General features: G+C 73.0%; 17 protein-coding genes. 10 read left to right on the plus strand and 7 right to left on the minus strand.

The genetic code is table 11. The features are described 5' to 3' along the window. Positions 1-9 precede the first annotated feature (9 nt). From ACFQRI_RS19010 to ACFQRI_RS19025, 4 genes are all read left to right on the plus strand, one after another. Positions 10-705, plus strand: coding sequence for a response regulator transcription factor (locus ACFQRI_RS19010; RefSeq protein ID WP_380670451.1), 696 nt, complete (start codon positions 10-12; stop codon positions 703-705). Further along, positions 705-1994: a sensor histidine kinase gene (locus ACFQRI_RS19015; RefSeq protein ID WP_380670453.1), complete on the plus strand. Its 1290-nt coding sequence runs from the start codon at positions 705-707 to the stop codon at positions 1992-1994. Before ACFQRI_RS19010 ends, ACFQRI_RS19015 begins: the two co-directional genes overlap by 1 nt. A 114-nt stretch (positions 1995-2108) precedes the next feature. Next, a complete protein-coding gene (locus ACFQRI_RS19020; RefSeq protein ID WP_380670455.1) occupies positions 2109-2531 on the plus strand; it encodes a PepSY domain-containing protein in 423 nt (140 codons plus the stop codon). A 167-nt stretch (positions 2532-2698) separates the two neighbouring features. Continuing rightward, entirely contained in the window at positions 2699-3742 is a 1044-nt protein-coding gene (locus ACFQRI_RS19025) for a glycoside hydrolase family 43 protein (protein WP_380670457.1), read from the plus strand. A gap of 24 nt (positions 3743-3766) precedes the next feature. Here ACFQRI_RS19025 and ACFQRI_RS19030 read toward each other — a convergent pair whose 3' ends face one another. Genes ACFQRI_RS19030 through ACFQRI_RS19045 form a run of 4 tightly spaced genes read right to left on the minus strand, consistent with a single transcriptional unit; the run spans position 3767 to position 8144 of the window. Next, the gene (locus ACFQRI_RS19030) at positions 3767-4936 is read right to left on the minus strand and encodes an ROK family transcriptional regulator (RefSeq protein ID WP_380670459.1); all 1170 of its coding nucleotides are present in this window, start codon (positions 4934-4936) and stop codon (positions 3767-3769) included. Continuing rightward, the gene (locus tag ACFQRI_RS19035) at positions 4920-5786 is read right to left on the minus strand and encodes a carbohydrate ABC transporter permease (RefSeq protein WP_380670461.1); all 867 of its coding nucleotides are present in this window, start codon (positions 5784-5786) and stop codon (positions 4920-4922) included. Before ACFQRI_RS19035 ends, ACFQRI_RS19030 begins: the two co-directional genes overlap by 17 nt. Further along, positions 5786-6745: a carbohydrate ABC transporter permease gene (locus tag ACFQRI_RS19040; RefSeq protein ID WP_380670463.1), complete on the minus strand. Its 960-nt coding sequence runs from the start codon at positions 6743-6745 to the stop codon at positions 5786-5788. The genes ACFQRI_RS19035 and ACFQRI_RS19040 overlap by 1 nt, the downstream gene beginning before the upstream one ends. Before the next feature lie 13 nt (positions 6746-6758). Continuing rightward, a complete protein-coding gene (locus ACFQRI_RS19045; RefSeq protein WP_380670465.1) occupies positions 6759-8144 on the minus strand; it encodes an ABC transporter substrate-binding protein in 1386 nt (461 codons plus the stop codon). Between the two features lie 120 nt (positions 8145-8264). On the opposite strand from ACFQRI_RS19045, the gene ACFQRI_RS19050 reads away from it, so the two are divergent. From ACFQRI_RS19050 to ACFQRI_RS19060, 3 genes are read left to right on the plus strand one after another with little or no spacing between them, the layout of a single operon-like run. Further along, positions 8265-9287, plus strand: a complete 1023-nt coding sequence (locus ACFQRI_RS19050) for a zinc-dependent alcohol dehydrogenase (protein WP_380670467.1) — start codon at positions 8265-8267, stop codon at positions 9285-9287. A gap of 2 nt (positions 9288-9289) precedes the next feature. Then, positions 9290-10084, plus strand: a complete 795-nt coding sequence (locus ACFQRI_RS19055) for a sugar phosphate isomerase/epimerase family protein (RefSeq protein WP_380670469.1) — start codon at positions 9290-9292, stop codon at positions 10082-10084. Next, complete coding sequence (locus ACFQRI_RS19060; RefSeq protein WP_380670471.1) at positions 10081-11349, plus strand: MGH1-like glycoside hydrolase domain-containing protein; 1269 nt, start codon at positions 10081-10083, stop codon at positions 11347-11349. Before ACFQRI_RS19055 ends, ACFQRI_RS19060 begins: the two co-directional genes overlap by 4 nt. A 38-nt stretch (positions 11350-11387) precedes the next feature. Here the strand turns inward: ACFQRI_RS19060 and ACFQRI_RS19065 are convergent, their stop codons facing one another. Further along, the gene (locus ACFQRI_RS19065; RefSeq protein WP_380670473.1) at positions 11388-12491 is read right to left on the minus strand and encodes an ROK family transcriptional regulator; all 1104 of its coding nucleotides are present in this window, start codon (positions 12489-12491) and stop codon (positions 11388-11390) included. 99 nt (positions 12492-12590) lie between these two features. Here ACFQRI_RS19065 and ACFQRI_RS19070 point away from each other — a divergent pair, with 99 nt between their 5' ends. Then, complete coding sequence (locus tag ACFQRI_RS19070; protein WP_380670475.1) at positions 12591-13877, plus strand: YbiU family protein; 1287 nt, start codon at positions 12591-12593, stop codon at positions 13875-13877. On the opposite strand, the gene ACFQRI_RS19075 is transcribed toward ACFQRI_RS19070, so the two are convergent. Both ACFQRI_RS19075 and ACFQRI_RS19080 read right to left on the minus strand, forming a co-directional pair. Further along, positions 13825-14877 carry a hypothetical protein gene (locus tag ACFQRI_RS19075; RefSeq protein WP_380670477.1) on the minus strand — a complete coding sequence of 351 codons (1053 nt, stop codon included), beginning with the start codon at positions 14875-14877 and terminating at the stop codon, positions 13825-13827. The two genes, ACFQRI_RS19070 and ACFQRI_RS19075, sit on opposite strands and share 53 nt — an antisense overlap. 75 nt (positions 14878-14952) lie before the next feature. Beyond that, positions 14953-15888 carry a LysR family transcriptional regulator gene (locus ACFQRI_RS19080; RefSeq protein ID WP_380670479.1) on the minus strand — a complete coding sequence of 312 codons (936 nt, stop codon included), beginning with the start codon at positions 15886-15888 and terminating at the stop codon, positions 14953-14955. 103 nt (positions 15889-15991) lie between these two features. Here ACFQRI_RS19080 and kdgD point away from each other — a divergent pair, with 103 nt between their 5' ends. Both kdgD and ACFQRI_RS19090 read left to right on the plus strand, forming a co-directional pair. Further along, entirely contained in the window at positions 15992-16906 is a 915-nt protein-coding gene (kdgD, locus tag ACFQRI_RS19085) for a 5-dehydro-4-deoxyglucarate dehydratase (protein WP_380670481.1), read from the plus strand. Further along, complete coding sequence (locus ACFQRI_RS19090; protein ID WP_380670483.1) at positions 16903-18483, plus strand: aldehyde dehydrogenase (NADP(+)); 1581 nt, start codon at positions 16903-16905, stop codon at positions 18481-18483. The genes kdgD and ACFQRI_RS19090 overlap by 4 nt, the downstream gene beginning before the upstream one ends. The last annotated feature ends 3 nt before the right edge of the window (positions 18484-18486 follow it).

The following is an 18486-nucleotide window of genomic DNA, read 5'->3' on the forward strand; positions in this document are numbered from 1 at the left end:
GTGCAGCACGTGGCGCACGTGTTGTTGGTCGAAGACGATGCCACCATTCGCGGCTCGTTGAGCAGGGCCTTGCACGAACTGGGGCACGCGGTCACCTCGGCGGCCACCGCCATGGACGGGCTCAACCAGGTGGTGGCGCGCAAACCGGACGTGGTGGTGCTCGACATCGGGCTGCCGGACCTCGACGGGCGCGAGATGCTGCGCATGCTCCGCTCGGTCAGCCGCGTCCCGGTGGTCGTGGCCACCGCCAGGAGCGCCGAGGACGAGATCGTGCGGGTGCTCGACATGGGCGCGGACGACTACGTCGTCAAGCCCTTCGGGGCCGGTCAGCTCGACGCGCGCGTGCGCGCCGTGCTGCGGCGCAGCGGCGAGCGCTCCGCGCCGGAGGTCATCGAGGTGGGCGGGCTGCGCATCGACCCCGCCTCCCGGACGGCCGCGCTCGACGGCGCGGAGCTCGACCTGACCCCGCGCGAGTTCGACGTGCTGCACTACCTCGCGCTGCGCCCCGGCCAGGTGGTCAGCAAGCGGGAACTGCTCACCGAGGTCTGGCAGCTGCCCTACGGCGGAACGGACAAGACCGTCGACGTGCACCTGTCCTGGTTGCGGCGGAAGCTCGGCGAGACCGCCAAGACCGCGCGCTACCTGCACACCGTGCGCCGGGTGGGCGTGCGCCTGGGCGATCCCGGCGACGAGGCGGACGCCTGATGCGCAGGCGGATCGCGGTCCTGGTCACCGCGACCACCGTGCTGGTCGTGGTGGCCTTCCTGATCCCGCTGGCGCTGCTGGCGCGGACCGTGGCGTTCGACCGCGCGATCAACACCGCCACGGTGCAGGCCCAGTCGCTGACCGCGGTCGTGTCGACCGCCGACCCGCAGGTGCTCGGCCTCAGCGTCCAGCAGGCCAACGCCGACGGGCGGTTCCCGGTGACCGTCTTCCGCAGCGACGGCACCCGGCTCGGCGCTCCGGCGCGGCGGACCCCGGCGGTGCGGCTGGCCGAGCGGGGCCGCAGCCTGACGGTGGACACCCGCGACGGGGCCGAGGTCGTCGTGTCGGTGGGCGATGCCGCCGGGGGCCAAGCGGTGATCCGCACCGAGGTCAGCGAGCGCGAGCTCATGCGCGGGGTGCACCGCGCGTGGCTGCTGCTGGCCGGTCTGGGCGTGGCGCTGTGCGCGCTGAGCCTGTTCGTCGCCGATCGCATGGCGCGCGGTCTCGTGCGGCAGACCAGCGAGCTGGCCGAGGTGTCGCACCGCCTGGCCGGCGGTGAGCTGGACGCGCGCGCCGGCGTGGCGGCCCCGCGCGAGATGCGCGAGGTCGGCACCGCGCTCAACCACCTGGCCGGGCGGATCCGCGAACTGCTGGCCGAGGAGCGCGAGCGCTCGGCGGACCTCTCGCACCGCCTGCGCACGCCGCTGATGTCGCTGCGGCTCGACGCCGAGGCGCTGTCCGATCCGGCGGAGTCGCAGCGGATCACCGGGCACGTCGAGACGCTGCAGCGGGCGGTCACCCGGATCATCGACGAGGCCGAGCGGCGCAGCAGCACCACCACCGGTGAGGTTGCCCTGCGCTGCGACGCGGCCAGCGTGGTCGCCGAGCGGGTGGCGTTCTGGTCGGTGCTGGCCGAGGACACCGAGCGCGAGCTGCGCACCGTCCTCGCCGAGGGGCCGCTGTGGGTGGCGATCAGCGAGGCGGACCTCGGCGCCTGCGCGGACGCGCTGCTCGGCAACGTCTTCGCGCACACCGAGGACGGCGTGGGCATGGCCGTTTCGCTCGCGCCGGGCGACGACGTGGTGCGGCTGGTGGTCGACGACGACGGGCCCGGCTTCCCCGCCTCGGACACCGGCCCGCTGTCCCGCGGTGCCAGCGGCAGCGGTTCGACCGGGCTCGGGCTCGACATCGCGCGGCGCGCGGCGACCGACTCGGGTGGCGGCGTGCGCCTGGACCGGGCTCCCGGCGGAGGCGCCAGGGTGATCGTCGAGCTGGGGCGAGCGGCGTGATTCCCTCTTAGCGTTTCCTTAGCCTTCGAATAGCGCCGGGTTAGCCGGGGCGTTGGCACCGTCGTGGTCGACGGCGACGCCGAGTCGCGAACCACGACGGAAGGGCATGCGGTGATGGGCAACAAGAAGGTGCTCGTGGCGGTCGGGCTGACCGGGGGCCTGCTGGCGCTGGGCGGCACGGCGGTGGCGTTCGCCGGTGATCGGGATTCCGATCCGGTTCCCGCCGCCGAGATCGGCCACCGCACCGATCCGGCCCCCGACCAGATCCCCACCGGGCCGCGCTACGAGCACGACGACCCGTGGCCGGAGCACTGCTCGACCGAGGATCCGCCGATCCGCGCGGAGCGGGCCGAGCGGATCGCGCTGGGCGAGGTCCCCGGAGCCGACGTGACCGGGATCGACCTCGACCGCTGCTACGGCCTGGAGTGGGAGGTCGACCTGCGCCGGGGCGCTGCCGAGTACGAGGTGCAGGTCGACGCGCGCGGCGGCCAGGTCGTCGAGTTCGACCAGGACGAGGACCACGACCTCGACGACTAGCAGCTCGCACGGTGGCCGGGCGGCGAGGTTCACCGCCCGGCCACCGTGCGGCCGCCGCTCGGCGGCTTCGAACGCAACGCCGAACTGCGGAAATGGCCGCCGCACCGCTCCCCTTCCGGACACTGTGGACGCGCAAGCGCCGGTGCGACGAGGAGGAGCGGCGTATCGTGGTCGGCGATGGTCCGGCGAAGCGTTCGGGTGCGATGGGTCGGCGCGGGGTTCTGAGCGGGATCCTGCTCGCCGGTGCGGCGTTGGCCGCGGGCGGCCCGGCCGCCGCGGCGGAGTACGCCAACCCGATCGCGCGGCGGCGCGCAGACCCGCACGTCCTCCGGCACTCCGACGGGTACTACTACTTCACCGCCACGGTCCCCGAGTCCGACCGGATCGTGCTGCGCCGGTCCACCACGCTGCAGGGCCTGCGCACCGCGCGCGAGCACGTGCTGTGGCGCAGCCATGACAGCGGCGAGCTGAGCTCGCAGATCTTCGCCCCGGAGATCCACCGCGTCGACGGGCGCTGGTACGTCTACTTCGCCGCCGGGGACGGCGGGGACCTCTGGCGGATTCGGATGTACGCGCTGGTCAACTCCTCCCCCGACCCGCTCTCCGGGCGGTGGGTGGAGCGGGGCCCGATCGACACCGGCTGGTCGTCGTTCTCGCTGGACGCCACCACCTTCGCCCACCGGGGCATCCGCTACCTGGTCTGGGCGCAGCACGACCGCCGGATCGACAGCAACACCAACATCTACCTGGCGCCGCTGGCCGACCCGCTCACGCCGGCAGCGCCCGCGGTGCTGCTGTCGCAGCCGACCTTCGAGTGGGAGCGCCGCGGGCACGCGGTCAACGAGGCACCCGCGGTGATCGTGCGCAACGGGCGGGTGCTGCTGACCTACTCGGCCAGCGCCACCGACGCCAACTACTGCCTCGGCTTGCTCACCGCACCGGCCGAGGCGGACCTGATGGACCCGGCGTCGTGGGAGAAGTCGACCGAACCGGTCTTCGCCAGCAGCGAGCTCACCAGCCAGTACGGCCCCGGGCACAACAGCTTCACGGTCGCCGAGGACGGCTCGTCCGACGTCCTCGTCTACCACGCCCGCCCGTACGAGCAGGTCGAAGGCGATCCGCTGCTGGATCCCAACCGCCACACCCGGATCCAGCGGCTGCGCTGGAACCCCGACGGCACGCCCGACTTCGGCATCCCGGCCGCCGATTGAGCGACCGACCGCGGGAGCGAGCCGTCAGCTCCGCAGGGCCTCGTCGACCGAGGCGGGCGAGTACACCGACTCGACGACCATGGCGTGAACGCCCAGTATCCCGGCGCGGGCGCCCAGTTCGCTGGTGGTGACCAGCAGGTTCCGGGTCGCCCTCGGAAGGGCCCGCTGGTAGAGCACCTCGCGGACGCCGGTGACGAACTGCGCGTCGGCGAGGTCTCCCGCCAGCACCAGGACCTGCGGGTTGATCAGGCAGACCACGGTGCTCAACACCTCGCCGATGAGCTGGCCCGCCTCGCGCGCCAAGCGCTGCGCCTCGGGCCTGCCCTCGGCGACGCGCTGGGCGAACTCCCGGCTGGTGCTGGTGGGCACGCCGGCCGCGTCGAGGCGGCGGGCCAGCGCCGAGCCGCTGGCCGCTGCGGCCAGGCAGCCCACCGACCCGCACATGCAGCGGGCGTCCTCGGCGCCCGCCACGCGGACGTGGCCCAGGTCGCCAGCTCCCCCGTCGATGCCCCGGTAGACCCGGCCGTCGACGACCACGCCCGCACCGATCCCGGTCGAGGCCTTGACCAGCACCAGCGACGGGCACTCCGGGAAGGCGTGGTGGTGCTCGCCGAAGGCCATCACGTTGGCGTCGTTGTCCACCAGCACCGGCACGTCCCAGCGGGCCCGGAGGTGCTCGATGATCGGGTACCCGTCCCACCCGGGCATGATCGGCGGCTGCCGGACCGCGCCGGTGCCGAACTCCACGGGACCGGGCACGCCCAGACCGACGCCGCGCACCTCCTCGGGCCCGCGGCCGGCTTCGGCGAGCAGCTCGCGGAACTGCTCGTCGATGCGGTCGAGCACGACCTCCGGTCCGTCGCCGATCGCCGCGTCGCCCGCGGTCTCGGCCAGGGTCTCGCCCGCCAGGTCGAACAGCGCGGCGCGCGAGTGCGTGGCGCCGAGGTCGGCGACCAGCACCAGGCCGTGCTCGTGGTTGAAGTCCAGCCGCACCCGCGGCCTGCCGCCGGTGGACTCCTCCACCCCGGCGGACCGGAGGAACCCGTGCGCCAGCAGCGCGTCCAGGCGCTGGCCGACGGTCGACCGCGACAGCCCGGTGACCCGCTGCAGCTCGGCCCGGGTGCGAGCGCGCCCGGTGCGCACCAGCCACAGCAGCTGTCCCGCGCTGGTGAGGTCCTCAGCCCTTGTCGGCACCGCTTGTGAGCCCTTCGGTCAACATCCGTTCGGCTGCGTAGAACAGCACGACGATCGGGATGGTAAGCACCACCGATCCTGCCATGAGAACCGTCTTGGGAACCTCGATACCACCGGCGAGCTGCGCCAGCCCCAGCGAGACGGTCCACCGGTCCCGGTCGCCGACCAGGAACAGCAGCGCGAACAGGAACTCGTTCCAGGCGATCATGAACACGTACAGCCCGTTGGCCAGCAGCGCGGGCGCTGCCAGCGGCATGGTCACCCGCCACATGGTCTGCCAGCGGCCGCACCCGTCGATCGCCGCGGCCTCCTCGATGGAGTCCGGGACCGTGGACAGGTAGTTGCGCAGCATGTAGATCGACACCGGCACGGTCTGGGCGATGTAGACGATGGCCAGGCCGACCAGCGAACCGCGCAGGCCGATCCGGGTGAACCCGACGAACAGCGGCACGGCCAGCAGGATCGCCGGGAACATGTAGACCGCCAGGAACAGGAAGTGCACCTTGTCCCGGCCGAAGAAGCGCAGCCTGCTCACCGCGTAGGCCCCGGGGATCGACACCAGCAGCGTGAGCACCACGGTGCCCAGCGAGACCAGCGCGGAGTTGCCCAGCAGCGCCAGCATGCCCTGGCCGTCGTCGTCCTCCGGGCGCAGCACCTCCGCGTAGGTCTCGGCGGTCCACTCCGAGAGGCCCACCCACAGCGCGCCCGGGTCCTGCAGCAGCTGCTCCACGGGGCGCACCGACAGCAGCAGCATGTAGTAGAAGGGGAACAGGGTGGCGATCGCCAGTCCCGCCAGCACCACCCAGCGCAGCGCGCCGAAGAGGCGGTTCTCGAATCCGATGCGCGTCATCACCGCTCCTCGCCTTCGCCCGCCGGGGCGAAGAACTTCAGGTACACCGCCAGGAACACCAGCAGCACCGCGGCCAGCACGAGCGCTTGGGCCGAGGCCGCGCCCACGTCGAAGCGCGCGGTCAGGAAGTCGTAGACGCGCACGCTGGCCACGTCGGTGCCCGCGCCGCCGCCGGTGAGCAGGTAGACGTCGTCGAACTTGTTGAAGTTCATGACGAACCGCAGCATCGCCAGCAACCCGAGCACCGGGGCCAGCTGCGGCCAGATGATGTGTCGGAACCGCTGGGTCGGGGCCGCGCCGTCGACGACCGCGGCCTCCTCCAGGTCGTGCGGGACGGCCTGGATGCGGGCCAGCAGGAACAGGAAGGCGAACGGGAAGTAGCGCCAGCCCTCGAAGACGATCACGGTCAGCAGCGCCACCGGGATCGGGATCTGCAGGCCCAGCACCGAGAGCTCGGCCTGCCGGTCGGTGAGGAAGGCGATCGGCTCGTCCCAGCCCAGCAGCCGCACGCCCCAGTCGTTGACGATGCCGTACTGCGGGCTGAGCATCACCTCCCACACGAAGGCCACCGCCACCACCGGTGCGACGTAGGGCAGCAGCATCGCGCCGCGCAGCAGCGCCCGGCCGCGGAAGGGCTTGCGCAGCGCGAGGGCGGCGACGAGCCCGAGCGCCAGCGACAGCACGGTGCCGCCGACGGCGTAGGCCGCGGTGGTCCACAGCGAGCTCCAGAACCCGGGCGAGCCGAGCACCACCGCGAAGTTGCGCAGCGTGTAGGCCTCGAACAGGCCGGTGCGCTGGATGTCGATCAGCCGGATGCGCTGGAAGGCGAGCACCACCGTCCACAGGATCGGCAGCACCACCACCGCCAGCACCACCAGCAGCGTGGGCGCGAGCAGCACCAGTCCGTCGCGGTTCTCCCGCGCTCTCAGGGTCCGCCGTTTCGCGGAAGCCGAAATCATGGTCACCGTCCGGTCAGTTCAACGAGGTGAGGATGGAGCGGATCTCATCGGCGGCCTCGGCCGCGGCCTCGCCGGGATCGGCGCCGCTGAGCATCGAGTTCACCGCGCGCGGCACCGGCATCTCGCCGAGCGTGGCGCCGATGAGCACGCCCTGCTGCTGCTCGAAGCCCCACCGGCGGAACTGGTCGGCGCCGTCGCGCAGCTCGGCGATCGTCTCCGGCGGGTAGATCTCGTTGAGCCTGCGCTTGGTGTCCACGCCCGCCGGGGCCATCTCCCAGGCGCGGGTGAACAGCTCGGGGTCCTGGCGGGTTCCCTTGCGCGCGGGCAGCTTTCCCTCGGTGGCCATGCCCAGCCAGTCCGGGTAGCCCCGCTCGCCCATCATGAACCTTACGAAGTCCTTGGCCCTCTCGTGCTGGGCCCCGACCGGCACGGTCCAGGAGGTCAGCTCGCCGTACTGCGCGGGTTCCTCGGCGTGCGGTCCCCGGATCGCTCCGACGATGCCGGTGTTGCGGGCGAGGAATCCGGGATCGCCCTGGCAGCGCGGGCAGGCGGGCATCGCGTCGTCGCGCAGCCCGCCGAGCTCGTCGAGCAGGAAGGTCGACCACACCAGCATGGCCGAGCGACCGGCGAAGTAGGTCGCTCGGGTGGAATCGACGTCCTGCGCACCGGGGGTGGAGTAGCGGGTGGTCAGCTCGCGCACGAAGCGGAACGTCTCGCGGCACTGCGGGCTGTCCAGGGTGATCCGGCCGGAGCGGTCGACCAGCCGGCAACCGTTGGCCAGCGCGAGGGCTTCGAAGGCCTGGCCGGTGGCGGTGTCGTTGGCCTGGGTGGACATCGAGATGCCGGCCATGCCGTCGCGGTTGAGCCGCCGCGCGGCGCGCTCGATCTCGGCGTAGCTGTCGGGCACCGGGAGCCCGGCCTCGGCGAAGAGGTCCTTGCGGTAGACCAGGATCTGCGCCCAGGCGTCGGAGGGGATCGCCAGCCGCTGCCCGCCGCGGGCGGTGAGGCTCAGCGCGCGCCGGGAGAAGGTCTGCGCGCCCAGCTCGTCGAGGATCTCCTGGTTGGCGCGGGTGTCGAGCAGGTCGTTGCCCGCCATCTGCCAGGTGGCGCTCAGCGGCAGCGCGCCGATGACGTCGGGCAGGTCGTCGGCCGCCGCGGCGGACATGACCATCTGGGCGAACTGGTTCTCGTCCACGGCCACCACGCGCACCGGCACGCCGGTTTCGGCGGTGTAGCGCGCGGCGATCCGCTCGGTGGTGCGGACCCGGTCGGTCTGGCTCTCCAGGCTCCACACCACGAGGGCGTCGTCGCGCGCCTGCGGCGCGCATCCCGACAGCAGTCCGGCCGCGGTCACAGCCGCCAGCAGCACACCCAGCACCCGGGGTAAGCCCCGTCGCATTGGCGATCACGCTCCCTTGCGCGTCCGTTGCGGGCACATCACACCAGCAACTTATGCTTGCCCGCAATACATAAGTCTGTAAACTGCTCGACAAATCTCCGATCGCCTGGAGGGAACCCCGTGCCACGGGTCGTCCAGTTCACCGGCCCCCGAGAGGTCGAGTACGCCGAAACCCCCGGCGAGCCGCTGGGTTCGGGCCAGGTCAGGGTCCGCACCCGCTACTCCGGGATCTCCGCGGGCACCGAGCTCACCGCCTACCGGGGCACCAACCCGTACCTGACGCGGACCTGGGACCCCGAGCTGCGCCTGTTCACCACCGCCGAATCCGCGCCCAGCCAGCCCTATCCCGTGGTCGGCTGGGGCTATTCGGAGGTCGGCGAGGTCGTCGAGTCCGACGACGCCGCGATGCCCCCGGGCCGGACCGTGTGGGGAATCTGGGGGCACCGCAGCGAAGCCGTGCTGCCCGCCGCCAAGCTCCGCGCGGTACCCGAAGGACTGGACCCGCTCGCGGCGTCCTTCGCCCGCGTGGGCGCGGTGGCGCTCAACGCGGTCCTCTCGTCCGGTGTCCACCTCGGCGAGCGCGTGGCGGTGTTCGGCCAGGGCGTGATCGGGCTGCTGGCCACCAGGCTGCTGCGCTGCAGCGGCGCCGAGGTCGTCGCGGTCGACGACATCGCGCAGCGCCGCGCCAAGGCCGTCGATCTCGGCGCCGCGCACGCCTTCGAGGGCGCGGGCGCGGGCGAGCGCATCCGCGAGCTCGGCAGCGCCGACGTCGCCATCGACCTCAGCGGGTCCTACCGCGCGCTGCACGAGGCCGTCCGAACCGTGCACGTCGGCGGACGGGTGGTGGCCGCCGGGTTCTACCAGGACGAGGGCGTCGGACTGCGGCTCGGCGAGGAGTTCCACCACAACCGCGTGGAGCTGGTCAGCTCGCAGATCGGCGGGGTGCCGCGCGAGCTCGCCGGGCGGTGGGACCAGGACCGGCTCAACGCGACCTTCCTGCGCCAGTGCGCCGAGGGCAACGTCGACCCGACCGCGCTGGTCACCCACCTGCTCGAACCGGCCCAGGTGCAGCGGGCCTACCGGTTGCTCGACGAGGGCGACCCCGACGTGCTGCAGATCGTGCTGGATTTCGGTCAGGAGTGAACGTGCGCATCGCCTGCCAGGAACAACTGATCCCCGGCGACACCCTGGAAGCCAAGTGGGAGTTCGCCGCCGGAGCCGGGTACTCGGCCATCGAGCTGCGCGGCCGCGGCCGGTTCGCCTTCCGCGAGCGGCTGCCCGAGCTGCGCCGCGCGGCGGCCAACGGGGTGCCGATGCCGACGGTGTGCGTCGAGATGTCGCACTTCTTCGGCGCTTTCGACGAAGAACTGCGCAGCGACGCCGTCGCGCAGCTCAAGTCCCAGCTGTCGGTGATCGCCGAGCTCGGCGGGCGCGGCGCGATGACCCCGGCCTCCTACGGGATGTTCTCCCGCAGGCTGCCGCCGTTCGAGCCGCCCCGCTCGCCCGAGCAGGACCGCGAGGTGCTGCTGGCCGGGTTGCGCGAGCTCGGCGAGCACGCCGAGTCCGAGGGCGTGGCGCTGTACCTCGAACCGCTCAACCGCTACGAGGACCACATGGTCAACCGGCTCGACCAGGCTGTCGACCTGGTCCGCGAGGTCGGCCTGCGATCGGTGCAGGTGGTGGCCGACACCTACCACATGAACATCGAGGAGGACGATCCGGCGACCGCGCTGCTCGCAGCCGCCGACCACCTCGGGCACGTGCAGGTCAGCGAGTCCAACCGCTTCCAGCCGGGCACCGGCCACCTGGACTGGCCGGCGCTGCTGGGCACCCTGGAGGCCGCGGGCTACGACGGCTACCTCGCCCTGGAATGCCGGCTTCGGGGCGAGCCCGAGCAGGCGCTGGCATCGGTTCCGGCCTTCCTGCGGAGGTCCGCGTGAACACCCGCTCCGAGGCGCTCCGGGTGCTGCTGGGCAACTGGCGCGGCTACAACACCGTTCCCGCACCGGACCTCTACCCGCACCAGTGGAGCTGGGATTCGGCGTTCATCGCGATCGGCACCCGGCACCTGTCCCCGCTGCGCGCGCAGCGCGAGCTGGAGTCGCTGTTCGGCGCGCAGTGGGACGACGGCAGGGTCCCGCACATCGTGTTCGACCCGGCGACCCCGGACGAGGGCTACTTCCCCGGCCCGTCGTTCTGGAACTCGAAGTCGGTCACCGGTCCCGGCGTGGCGGCCACCTCGGGGATCGTGCAGCCCCCGGTGCACGCGCTGGCGGCCTGGGAGGTCTTCCAGTCCGACCCGGACACCGCGCAGCGCAGGCGGTTCCTGCAGCGCCTCTACCCGAAGCTGGTGGCCTGGCACGAATACCTGCGCTGCCGGCGCGATCTCGGCGGCGCCGGGCTGGTTTCCATCGTGCACCCGTGGGAGTCCGGAATGGACAACAGCCCGGCGTGGGACCCCGCGCTGGCCCGGGTGCGCCCGGTTTCGATGCGCCGCTACCGCCGCCGGGACCTCGACCACGCCGACGCCTCCCAGCGCCCAACCGACGAGGACTACGGCCGCTACGTGCGGCTGGTCGAGACCTACCGGGACAGCGGCTACGCCGACCGGCCGGAGGTGCACGAGTTCGCCGTCGAGGACCCGCTGACCAACGCGCTGCTGGCCGCCTCCGAGGAGGCCATGGCCGGCATCGCCGACGAGGTCGGCGCCCCGGCCGCCCCGCACCTGGCCGAGCTGGCCCGGCTGCGCGAGGCGATGGTCGCGCGGCTGTTCTCCGGGGGCCTGTTCCACCCGTTCGACGTCCGCTCCGGCGAGCTGACCGAGGTGGGCAGCGTCGCGGGGCTGGTGCCGCTGGTCGTGCCGGACCTCCCGGTGGCCGAGGAGCTGATCGCGACCGCGACCGGCCCGCGGTTCCGCGCGGGCGAGCTCGGCGTGGTGCCGAGCTTCGACCTCACCGACGAGCGGTTCGACCCCGCCCGCTACTGGCGCGGTCCGGCCTGGTTCAACATCGGCTGGCTGATCCGGCGGGGCCTGCTGACCCACGGGGCCTCGAAGCTGGCCGAGGTGCTGCGCTCCGGTTACCTCGAAGTCGCCGAGCGCGCGGGATTCCGGGAGTACGCGGATCCGCACCGCGCGACCGGGCTCGGCGCCCACCGCTTCGCCTGGACCGCCGCGCTGACCCTCGACCTGATCGAAACCCGTTGAGCGCCCGCGAGTCCTGGTGCGCGCGGTTGCGCCCGCCGCTAGGCCGCGCGGATGATCAGCTCGCGCAGGCGCTCGACGGCGCGGGCGCGAGCACCGGTGAGCTCGGGGGATTCGACCTCGGCCACCGCGAACTCCGCCGTCCGGGGCGCGGGGTGGCGGCGCAGCGCGTCGAGCACCTCGGCGTCCCGCCCCCAGCTCCCGCCCAGCACGACCAGTTGCGGATCGACCAGGGCGACCATCGCCGAGACCACGCCGCCGACCGCCCGCGCCAGGTCGTCGAGCACCTGGTCCGGGCCGGGCCGGTAGCGCTCGCGCAGCGCGGCGACGTCGATCGCGGTGGTGCCGGGTTGGCGCAGCCCGGTCTCGCCGAAGAACTCGATGAACGGGATCGCGGTGCCCGACGGGCCGGTGGTGATCAGGTGCGCGATCTCGCCGACCAGGCCGCGGTGCCCGCGCCGGACCTCCCCGTCGGTCACGACCGCAGCGCCCAGGCCCTCGCCGAGGTGCAAGTAGGCGAAGTCGTCCACCTCGCGCGCCGCGCCGCGGTCGCGCTCGGCGCAGGAGGCCCAGTTCACGTCGTTGTCCACCAGCACCTCGCCGGACACGCAGCTCCGCAGCACCGCCACCGGGTCGAGGTCGCCGACCAGGAAGGGCTCGTCGGGCAACCGCACCAGGGCTCCGCTGGCCCGGTCCACCGGATCGGCCGCGCTCACCACCGCGCAGCGCAGCCGCGCCGAGCCGCTGAGCTGCTCGGCCACCCGGCGCAGCGCCGCTGCCGCCTGCTCCGCCCCCGGTGCGCGGCCCAGCTCCGCGCGGGCGCTCGCCGCGATCCCGCCGAATGCGTCCACGGCCTCGGCCAGCACGCCGTTCGGTCCGATCTCGGCCACCAGCGCCGCACCGGCGTCCGGGACCAGCGAGTAGTAGGAGCCCGCGCGACCGCGTCCGGTGGTGCGCTCGCCGGTGTCGGCGAGCAATCCGGCCGCGGCGAGCCTGCGCACGCTGTCGGAGATGGTGGGCTTGGAAATGCCCGTGCGCGCGGCGATCTCGGTGCGGGTCATCCGCCCGCCGGCCATGATCGCGCGCAGCACGTGCTCGTCGGTCATCGTGCGCAGCAGTTCCAGCGAGGGCTTGGCGGTCGACACCCGGCTCAGTTTAGTCAGGAGTGTTGCCCAAACACCCGGTTGAAGCTAGGTTCAGCAGGACATCCTTTAGTAAGGAGTCCTGCTGAAAGGAGGTCGACGGTGACCGCAACGCGCCAAGGGCTGCCCGCCCTGCCCCACTGGGAGACCCCACCGCCAGACCTCCCCGGAGCGATCCGGGAGATCAAAACCGCCTTGCGCGCCCGCATCGAGGACTCCGGGCGGAGCGTCGAGGAGGTCTTCGCCGTCGTCGAGGACCGGATCCGCGCCCGGGTGACCGAGATCGAGCGGATGCGCGAGCTGGGCCAGCCGGTGTGGCCGGTAATCGAATACTCGGACATCGCCGCCGGGACCGTCGGCGCCGAACAGGTGGAGGCGGTTCGACGCCGGGGTTGCCTGGTGGTGCGCGGGCACTTCGAGCGCTCGCAAGCGCTGCTGTGGGACACCCGCATCGTGGACTACGTCGAGCGCAACGGGTTCTTCGAGGCCTACCGGGGCCCGGCCGACGACTTCTTCGGCAGCGTCGGTTCCCAACCCGAGATCTACCCGATCTACTGGTCGCCGCCGCAGATGCAGGCGCGGCAGAGCGCCCGGATGGCCCGCGTCCAGGCGTTCCTGAACTCCTTCTGGCGGCACTCCTCCAACGGGGTGCGCTGGTTCGACCCCGGCCGCGACGCGCTGTACCCGGACCGGGTCCGCCGCCGGCCCGAAGGCGCCGACTCGGCCGGGCTGGGCCCGCACTGCGACGCGGGAACGCTGGACCTGTGGATGACCGCGGGCTACCAGCGCGCCTTCCGGCACCTGTTCGACGGCGCCGTCGAGGACTACGACCCCTGGGACGCCGCGCACCGCACGTCGGGCGCGCAGTACCCAGGTTCGACGATGTGCTCGGCGTTCCGCACCTTCCAGGGCTGGACGGCGCTGTCGGACATCGACCACGACCAGGGCGCGCTGCGCACCGTGCCGATCCCGGAGGCGATGGCCTACCAGATGCTGCGCCCGCTGCTGCGCGACGTGCCCGAGGACGAGATGTGCGGGGTCAGCACCGACCAGGTCTTCCCGGCCGACCCCGAGTGGCACTCCGAACTGCTCGACGGGCTGACCGGGATCCCGGACGTGCGCGCCGGGGACTCGGTGTGGTGGCACTGCGACCTGGTCCACGGCGTCGCACCGGTCGCCGACCAGCGCGGCTGGGGCAACGTCATGTACATCCCCGCCGCGCCGTGGTGCCCGCGCAACGAGGCCTACGCGGCCAGCGTGCGGGAGGCGTTCCGCAGCGGGTCCAGCCCGGCGGACTTCCCGCCCGAGCACTACGAGCGGGACTGGGAGGGCCGGTTCAGCTTCGAGCAGCTGAACGAGACCGGCCGTCGCGGAATGGGATTCGAGTGACGTCGGTGCGCCGCAGGGCCAGCAGGGTCGTGGCGCCCGCGGCGACCAGCGCCAGCGCTCCCACCGCGGGCAGCACGCGCGCGAGCAGCGGGGCCGCCCCGAGCGGGTCGATGCCGGCCAGGGTCTCGGCGACCACGATCGCGGCGAAGGCCGCGTAGCCGCCGCACGCCAGGCGCACCACGCGCAGCCGGAACCGCTCGCCGCCGTCGGTGAAGCGCAGCAGCCAGGCGATCGCGGGCAGCACCAGCACGCCGTGCATGGTGGCGGCGTGGCCGGGCTTGAGCGTCGCGGTGAACGCGAAAGCCGCGGCCACCTCGCCCTGGGTGCGGGTGAGCACCTGGCCGCCGACCAGCATCAGCACGCCGATCGCCATGGCCAGCAGCAGCGACAGGAACCCGACCCGCAGGGCCAGGCGCATGACCGGATCGACCTCGTCCCCGCGGCGCAGCGCGCGCACGGCGGCGACCACGACCACCGCGACGATCACCACCGCACCGGCGGCCGCCGCCGCGGCGGCCAGCACGTCCGGGCCGGTGAACCGGTCCGGCGGGGTGAAGTGCGAGGGCACCCGGCGCCAGGCCTGGGCGGTGATGCCCGCGACCTCGACGGCGCACGCGGCGCCGAAGGCAGCGAGCAGTCCGGCCCGCAAGCGCGGACGCATCGGCAGGAACGACAGCACCCAGGTCATCGTGGCCAGGGTCAGCCCGAACGAGAGCCCGAAGGTCATCGGCTTGCGCCAGGACAACGGCCCGACCCACTGCCCTCCCGCGGCCAGCAGCACCCCGAGGTGGGCAACACCGCTGGCCACGAGCGCAGCCGCCAGCAGGTAGCACGCGCGCTCGACCCGCGATCCGCCCCGGTACGCCGCGACCAGATCCGCACCGATCAACGCCGCCACACCGCGCACCCGGCTCACCCCCGCGAACACCGACCCGTCCTGACCGATCCGAGCCTTCCACCCCGCGACCCCGCCGACGTCGGCCCGCGCACGACCCCGCACCTACGCACCCCGACGTACACCGATCGGTGAGACGTTCGAAAACCCTCGAATTCCACCCGCTGAATCCAAGGGCTTTCAACCGGCGGAACTGCCTCGAACTTCGTCGCCGGCGCGGTGCGGGTCACGGAGTTCGTCGGGGGTGGGGATCAGGTCCAGGAAGGTGTGCAGGGCCGGGTTGTTGTTGGTCTCGCGCCAGGCGAGGTGGAGCTCCACCGGACGCGGGACGGGCAGGCGGACCGGGCGGAGCACGACGCCCTCGACGTGCAGGCGGGACGCGGTGGCCGGGACCAGGGCGATGCCCAAGCCCGCGTCCACCAGGGCCAGGACCGTGTGCACCTGGTCGGCGTGCTGCACGTAGGTGGGGCGCACGCCCGCCTCGTGGAAGGTCGCCGCCAGCAGGTCGTAGAAGTAGCGGGCCTCGAACGGCGAGTACCCCACCACCTCGGCGCGGTGGAAATCCGAGAGCTCCAGCTCGTCCACCGCGGCCAGCGGATGACCGGCGGGCACCGCCGCCAGCAGCGGCTCGGCGCGCAGCCGCCGCGATGCCATGCCCGGCGGAACCGGCGGGCGCACCAGCCCCAGGTCCAGCGCGTCGGCCGCCAGCCGCTCCAGCTGGTCGCGGGTGACCAGCTCGTGCAGCACGACCTCCACGTGCGGCAGCTGCTCGCGGGCGGTGCTCAGCAGCCCGCCGAGCACGCCGTAGGCCGAGGTCGCGGTGAAACCCAGCCGCAGCACCCCGGAGCGGCCGCCGGTCACCCGGCGCACCGACCGCGCGGCCTGGTCGGCGTCGTGCAGCAGCCTCCGGGCGTCCTGCAGGAACGCCCGCCCGGCAGGGGTGAGCCGGATGGCACGGCTGGTGCGGTCGATGAGCTCCACCCCGAGCTCGCGCTCCAGCTGCTGGATCTGCCTGCTCAGCGGCGGTTGGGTGAGGTTGAGCCGACGCGCGGCGCGGCCGAAGTGCCCTTCTTCGGCGACCGCGACGAATCCGGTCAGCTGGTTGATCGTGAACATCGATGCCGTTCGGGTATCAGTGGATGCGGTATTGGAGTTGGACGTGCATTGATGACCGACCTTAACGTCTCCTGCGACCGCAGACCCGATCTGGAGGATGACGATGTCCCGCTTCACGCCACCCGAGGTCGCCGAACGGCTCGCCGGTGGCCTGCTGTCGTTCCCGGTGACGCACTTCCGCGACGACCTGAGCTTCGACGAGCCCGCCTACCGCGACAACCTCGGCTGGCTCGGGCAGTTCGGCGCGGCCGGGCTGTTCGCCGCGGGCGGCACCGGCGAGTTCTTCTCGCTGACCACCGCCGAGGTGGAGCAGGTGGTGACCGCGGCCGTGCAGGAGGTCCGCGACGTCCCGGTGATCGCACCGGCCGGCTGCGGCACCTCCACCGCCGTCGAGCTGGCGCGCTCGGCCGAGCGTTCCGGGGCCGACGCGCTGCTGCTGCTCCCGCCGTACCTGACCGCGGCCACCCAGGAGGGCCTGCGCGCCCACGTGCGCGCGGTCTGCGAGGCCACCGACCTGGGCGTGATCGTCTACAGCCGGGCCAACGCGGTCTACTCCGACGAGACGGTGGCGCGGCTGGCCGAGGACTGCCCGAACCTGATCGGGTTCAAGGACGGCGTGGGCGACATCGAGCGGATGACCCGCATCTACGCGCGGGTGGGCGACCGGCTGACCTACGTCGGCGGGCTGCCGACCGCCGAGACCTTCGCCCTGCCCTACCTCGAGATGGGCGTGACGACCTACTCCTCGGCGATGTACAACTTCGTGCCCGAGTTCGCGCTGCGCTTCTACGACGCGGTGCGCCGCAGGGATCGCGCCGCGGTCTACCGCTACCTCAACGACTTCGTGCTGCCCTACTGCGACATCCGCAACCGCGCCAACGGCTACGCGGTGAGCATCGTCAAGGCCGGCATGCGCGCGATCGGCCGCCCGGCCGGACCGGTCCGCGCACCGCTGACCGACCTGGACGAGACCGAGCAGGAACTGCTGACCGAGCTGATCGAGAAGGTGCCCCGGTGACCGAGCCGACCGGAAGCATGATGATCGCGGGCGGCCCGGTCACCGGGACCGGCGAGCGGATCCGCGCGATCGACCCGAGCAGCGGATCCCCGCTCGAACCGGCCTTCGGCCACGGCGACGACTCCCACGTCGAGCGCGCCTGCGCCGCGGCCGCCGAGGCCTTCGGCGGATACCGGCGCACCCCGCTGGCCGACCGCGCGGCGTTCCTGGAGCGCATCGCCGACAACATCGAGGGCCTCGGCGAGGCGCTGGTCGAGCGCGCGCACGCCGAGACCGGGCTGCCGCTCGCGCGCCTCCACGGCGAGCGCGGCCGGACCACCGGGCAGCTGCGGATGTTCGCCGAGCTGCTGCGCCGCGGCGACCTCGAAGTCCCGCGCGTCGACCCGGCCGTGCCCGAGCGCACCCCGCCGCGCGCCGACATCCGGCAGCGCTGGGTGCCGCTGGGACCCGTGGCGGTCTTCGGCGCCAGCAACTTCCCGCTGGCCTTCTCGGTCGCCGGCGGCGACACCGCCTCCGCGCTGGCCGCCGGCTGTCCCGTGGTGGTCAAGGGCCACGACGCGCATCCGGGCACCTCGGAGCTGGTGGCGCGGGCGATCACCGACGCCGTCGCCGCGTCGGGGCTGCCCGCGGGGACGTTCTCGCTGCTGTTCGGCTCCGGACCGGGCCTCGGCGTCCGGCTGGTCACCGACGAGCGGATCAAGGCGGTCGGGTTCACCGGTTCGCGCCCGGGCGGTCTCGCGCTGGTGGCCGCCGCGCGATCCCGGCCGACACCGATCCCCGTGTACGCGGAGATGAGCAGCACCAACCCGGTCTTCCTGCTGCCCGGTGCGCTGGCCGAGCGGGGCGAGGAGATCGCCCGCGGCTTCGTCGGCTCGCTGACCAGCGGGGCCGGGCAGTTCTGCACCAACCCGGGCGTGGTCGTGGCCGTCGACGGGCCGGAGCTGCGGAGGTTCCTGGAGCTCGCCGCCGAGCTGGTCGGCGGCAGCGAGGCCGCCACCATGCTCACCCCCGGCATCGCCGAGGCCTACGCGGCCGGGTTGCGGGACCTCGGCGAGCACCCCTCGGTGCAGGTGCTGGCCAGGGGGCCGGAGACCGAGCTCCCGGTGGCCTGCCGGCCCGCGCTGCTGGCCACAGACGCCGAGGACTACGTCGCCGACGAAGCGCTGCGCCAGGAGGTGTTCGGGGCCTGCTCGATCGTGGTGCGCTGCCGCGACGCCGCGCAGGTCCGCGCGGTCGCCGAGGCGCTGGAGGGTCAGCTGACCACCACCGTGCACGCAGCCGGGGACGACCGCGCCGAGGCCGGTGCGCTGCTGGAGGTCCTGGAGCTCAAGTCCGGGCGGGTGCTGTTCGACGGCTGGCCGACCGGCGTCGAGGTCGGCCACGCCATGGTCCACGGTGGACCGTTCCCGGCCACTTCGGACACCCGCACGACCTCGGTGGGAACGCTGGCCGTCGAGCGCTTCCTGCGCCCGGTCGCCTACCAGGACGTGCCCGTCGACCTGCTGCCGAGCTCGGTGGCCGAGGGAAATCCGGACGGACTGCTGCGCCGCGTCGACGGCCGACCGGACAGGCACTGAACG

This window comes from Saccharopolyspora griseoalba, from assembly GCF_042665275.1.
GTDB classification, from domain to species: Bacteria; Actinomycetota; Actinomycetes; order Mycobacteriales; family Pseudonocardiaceae; genus Saccharopolyspora; species Saccharopolyspora griseoalba.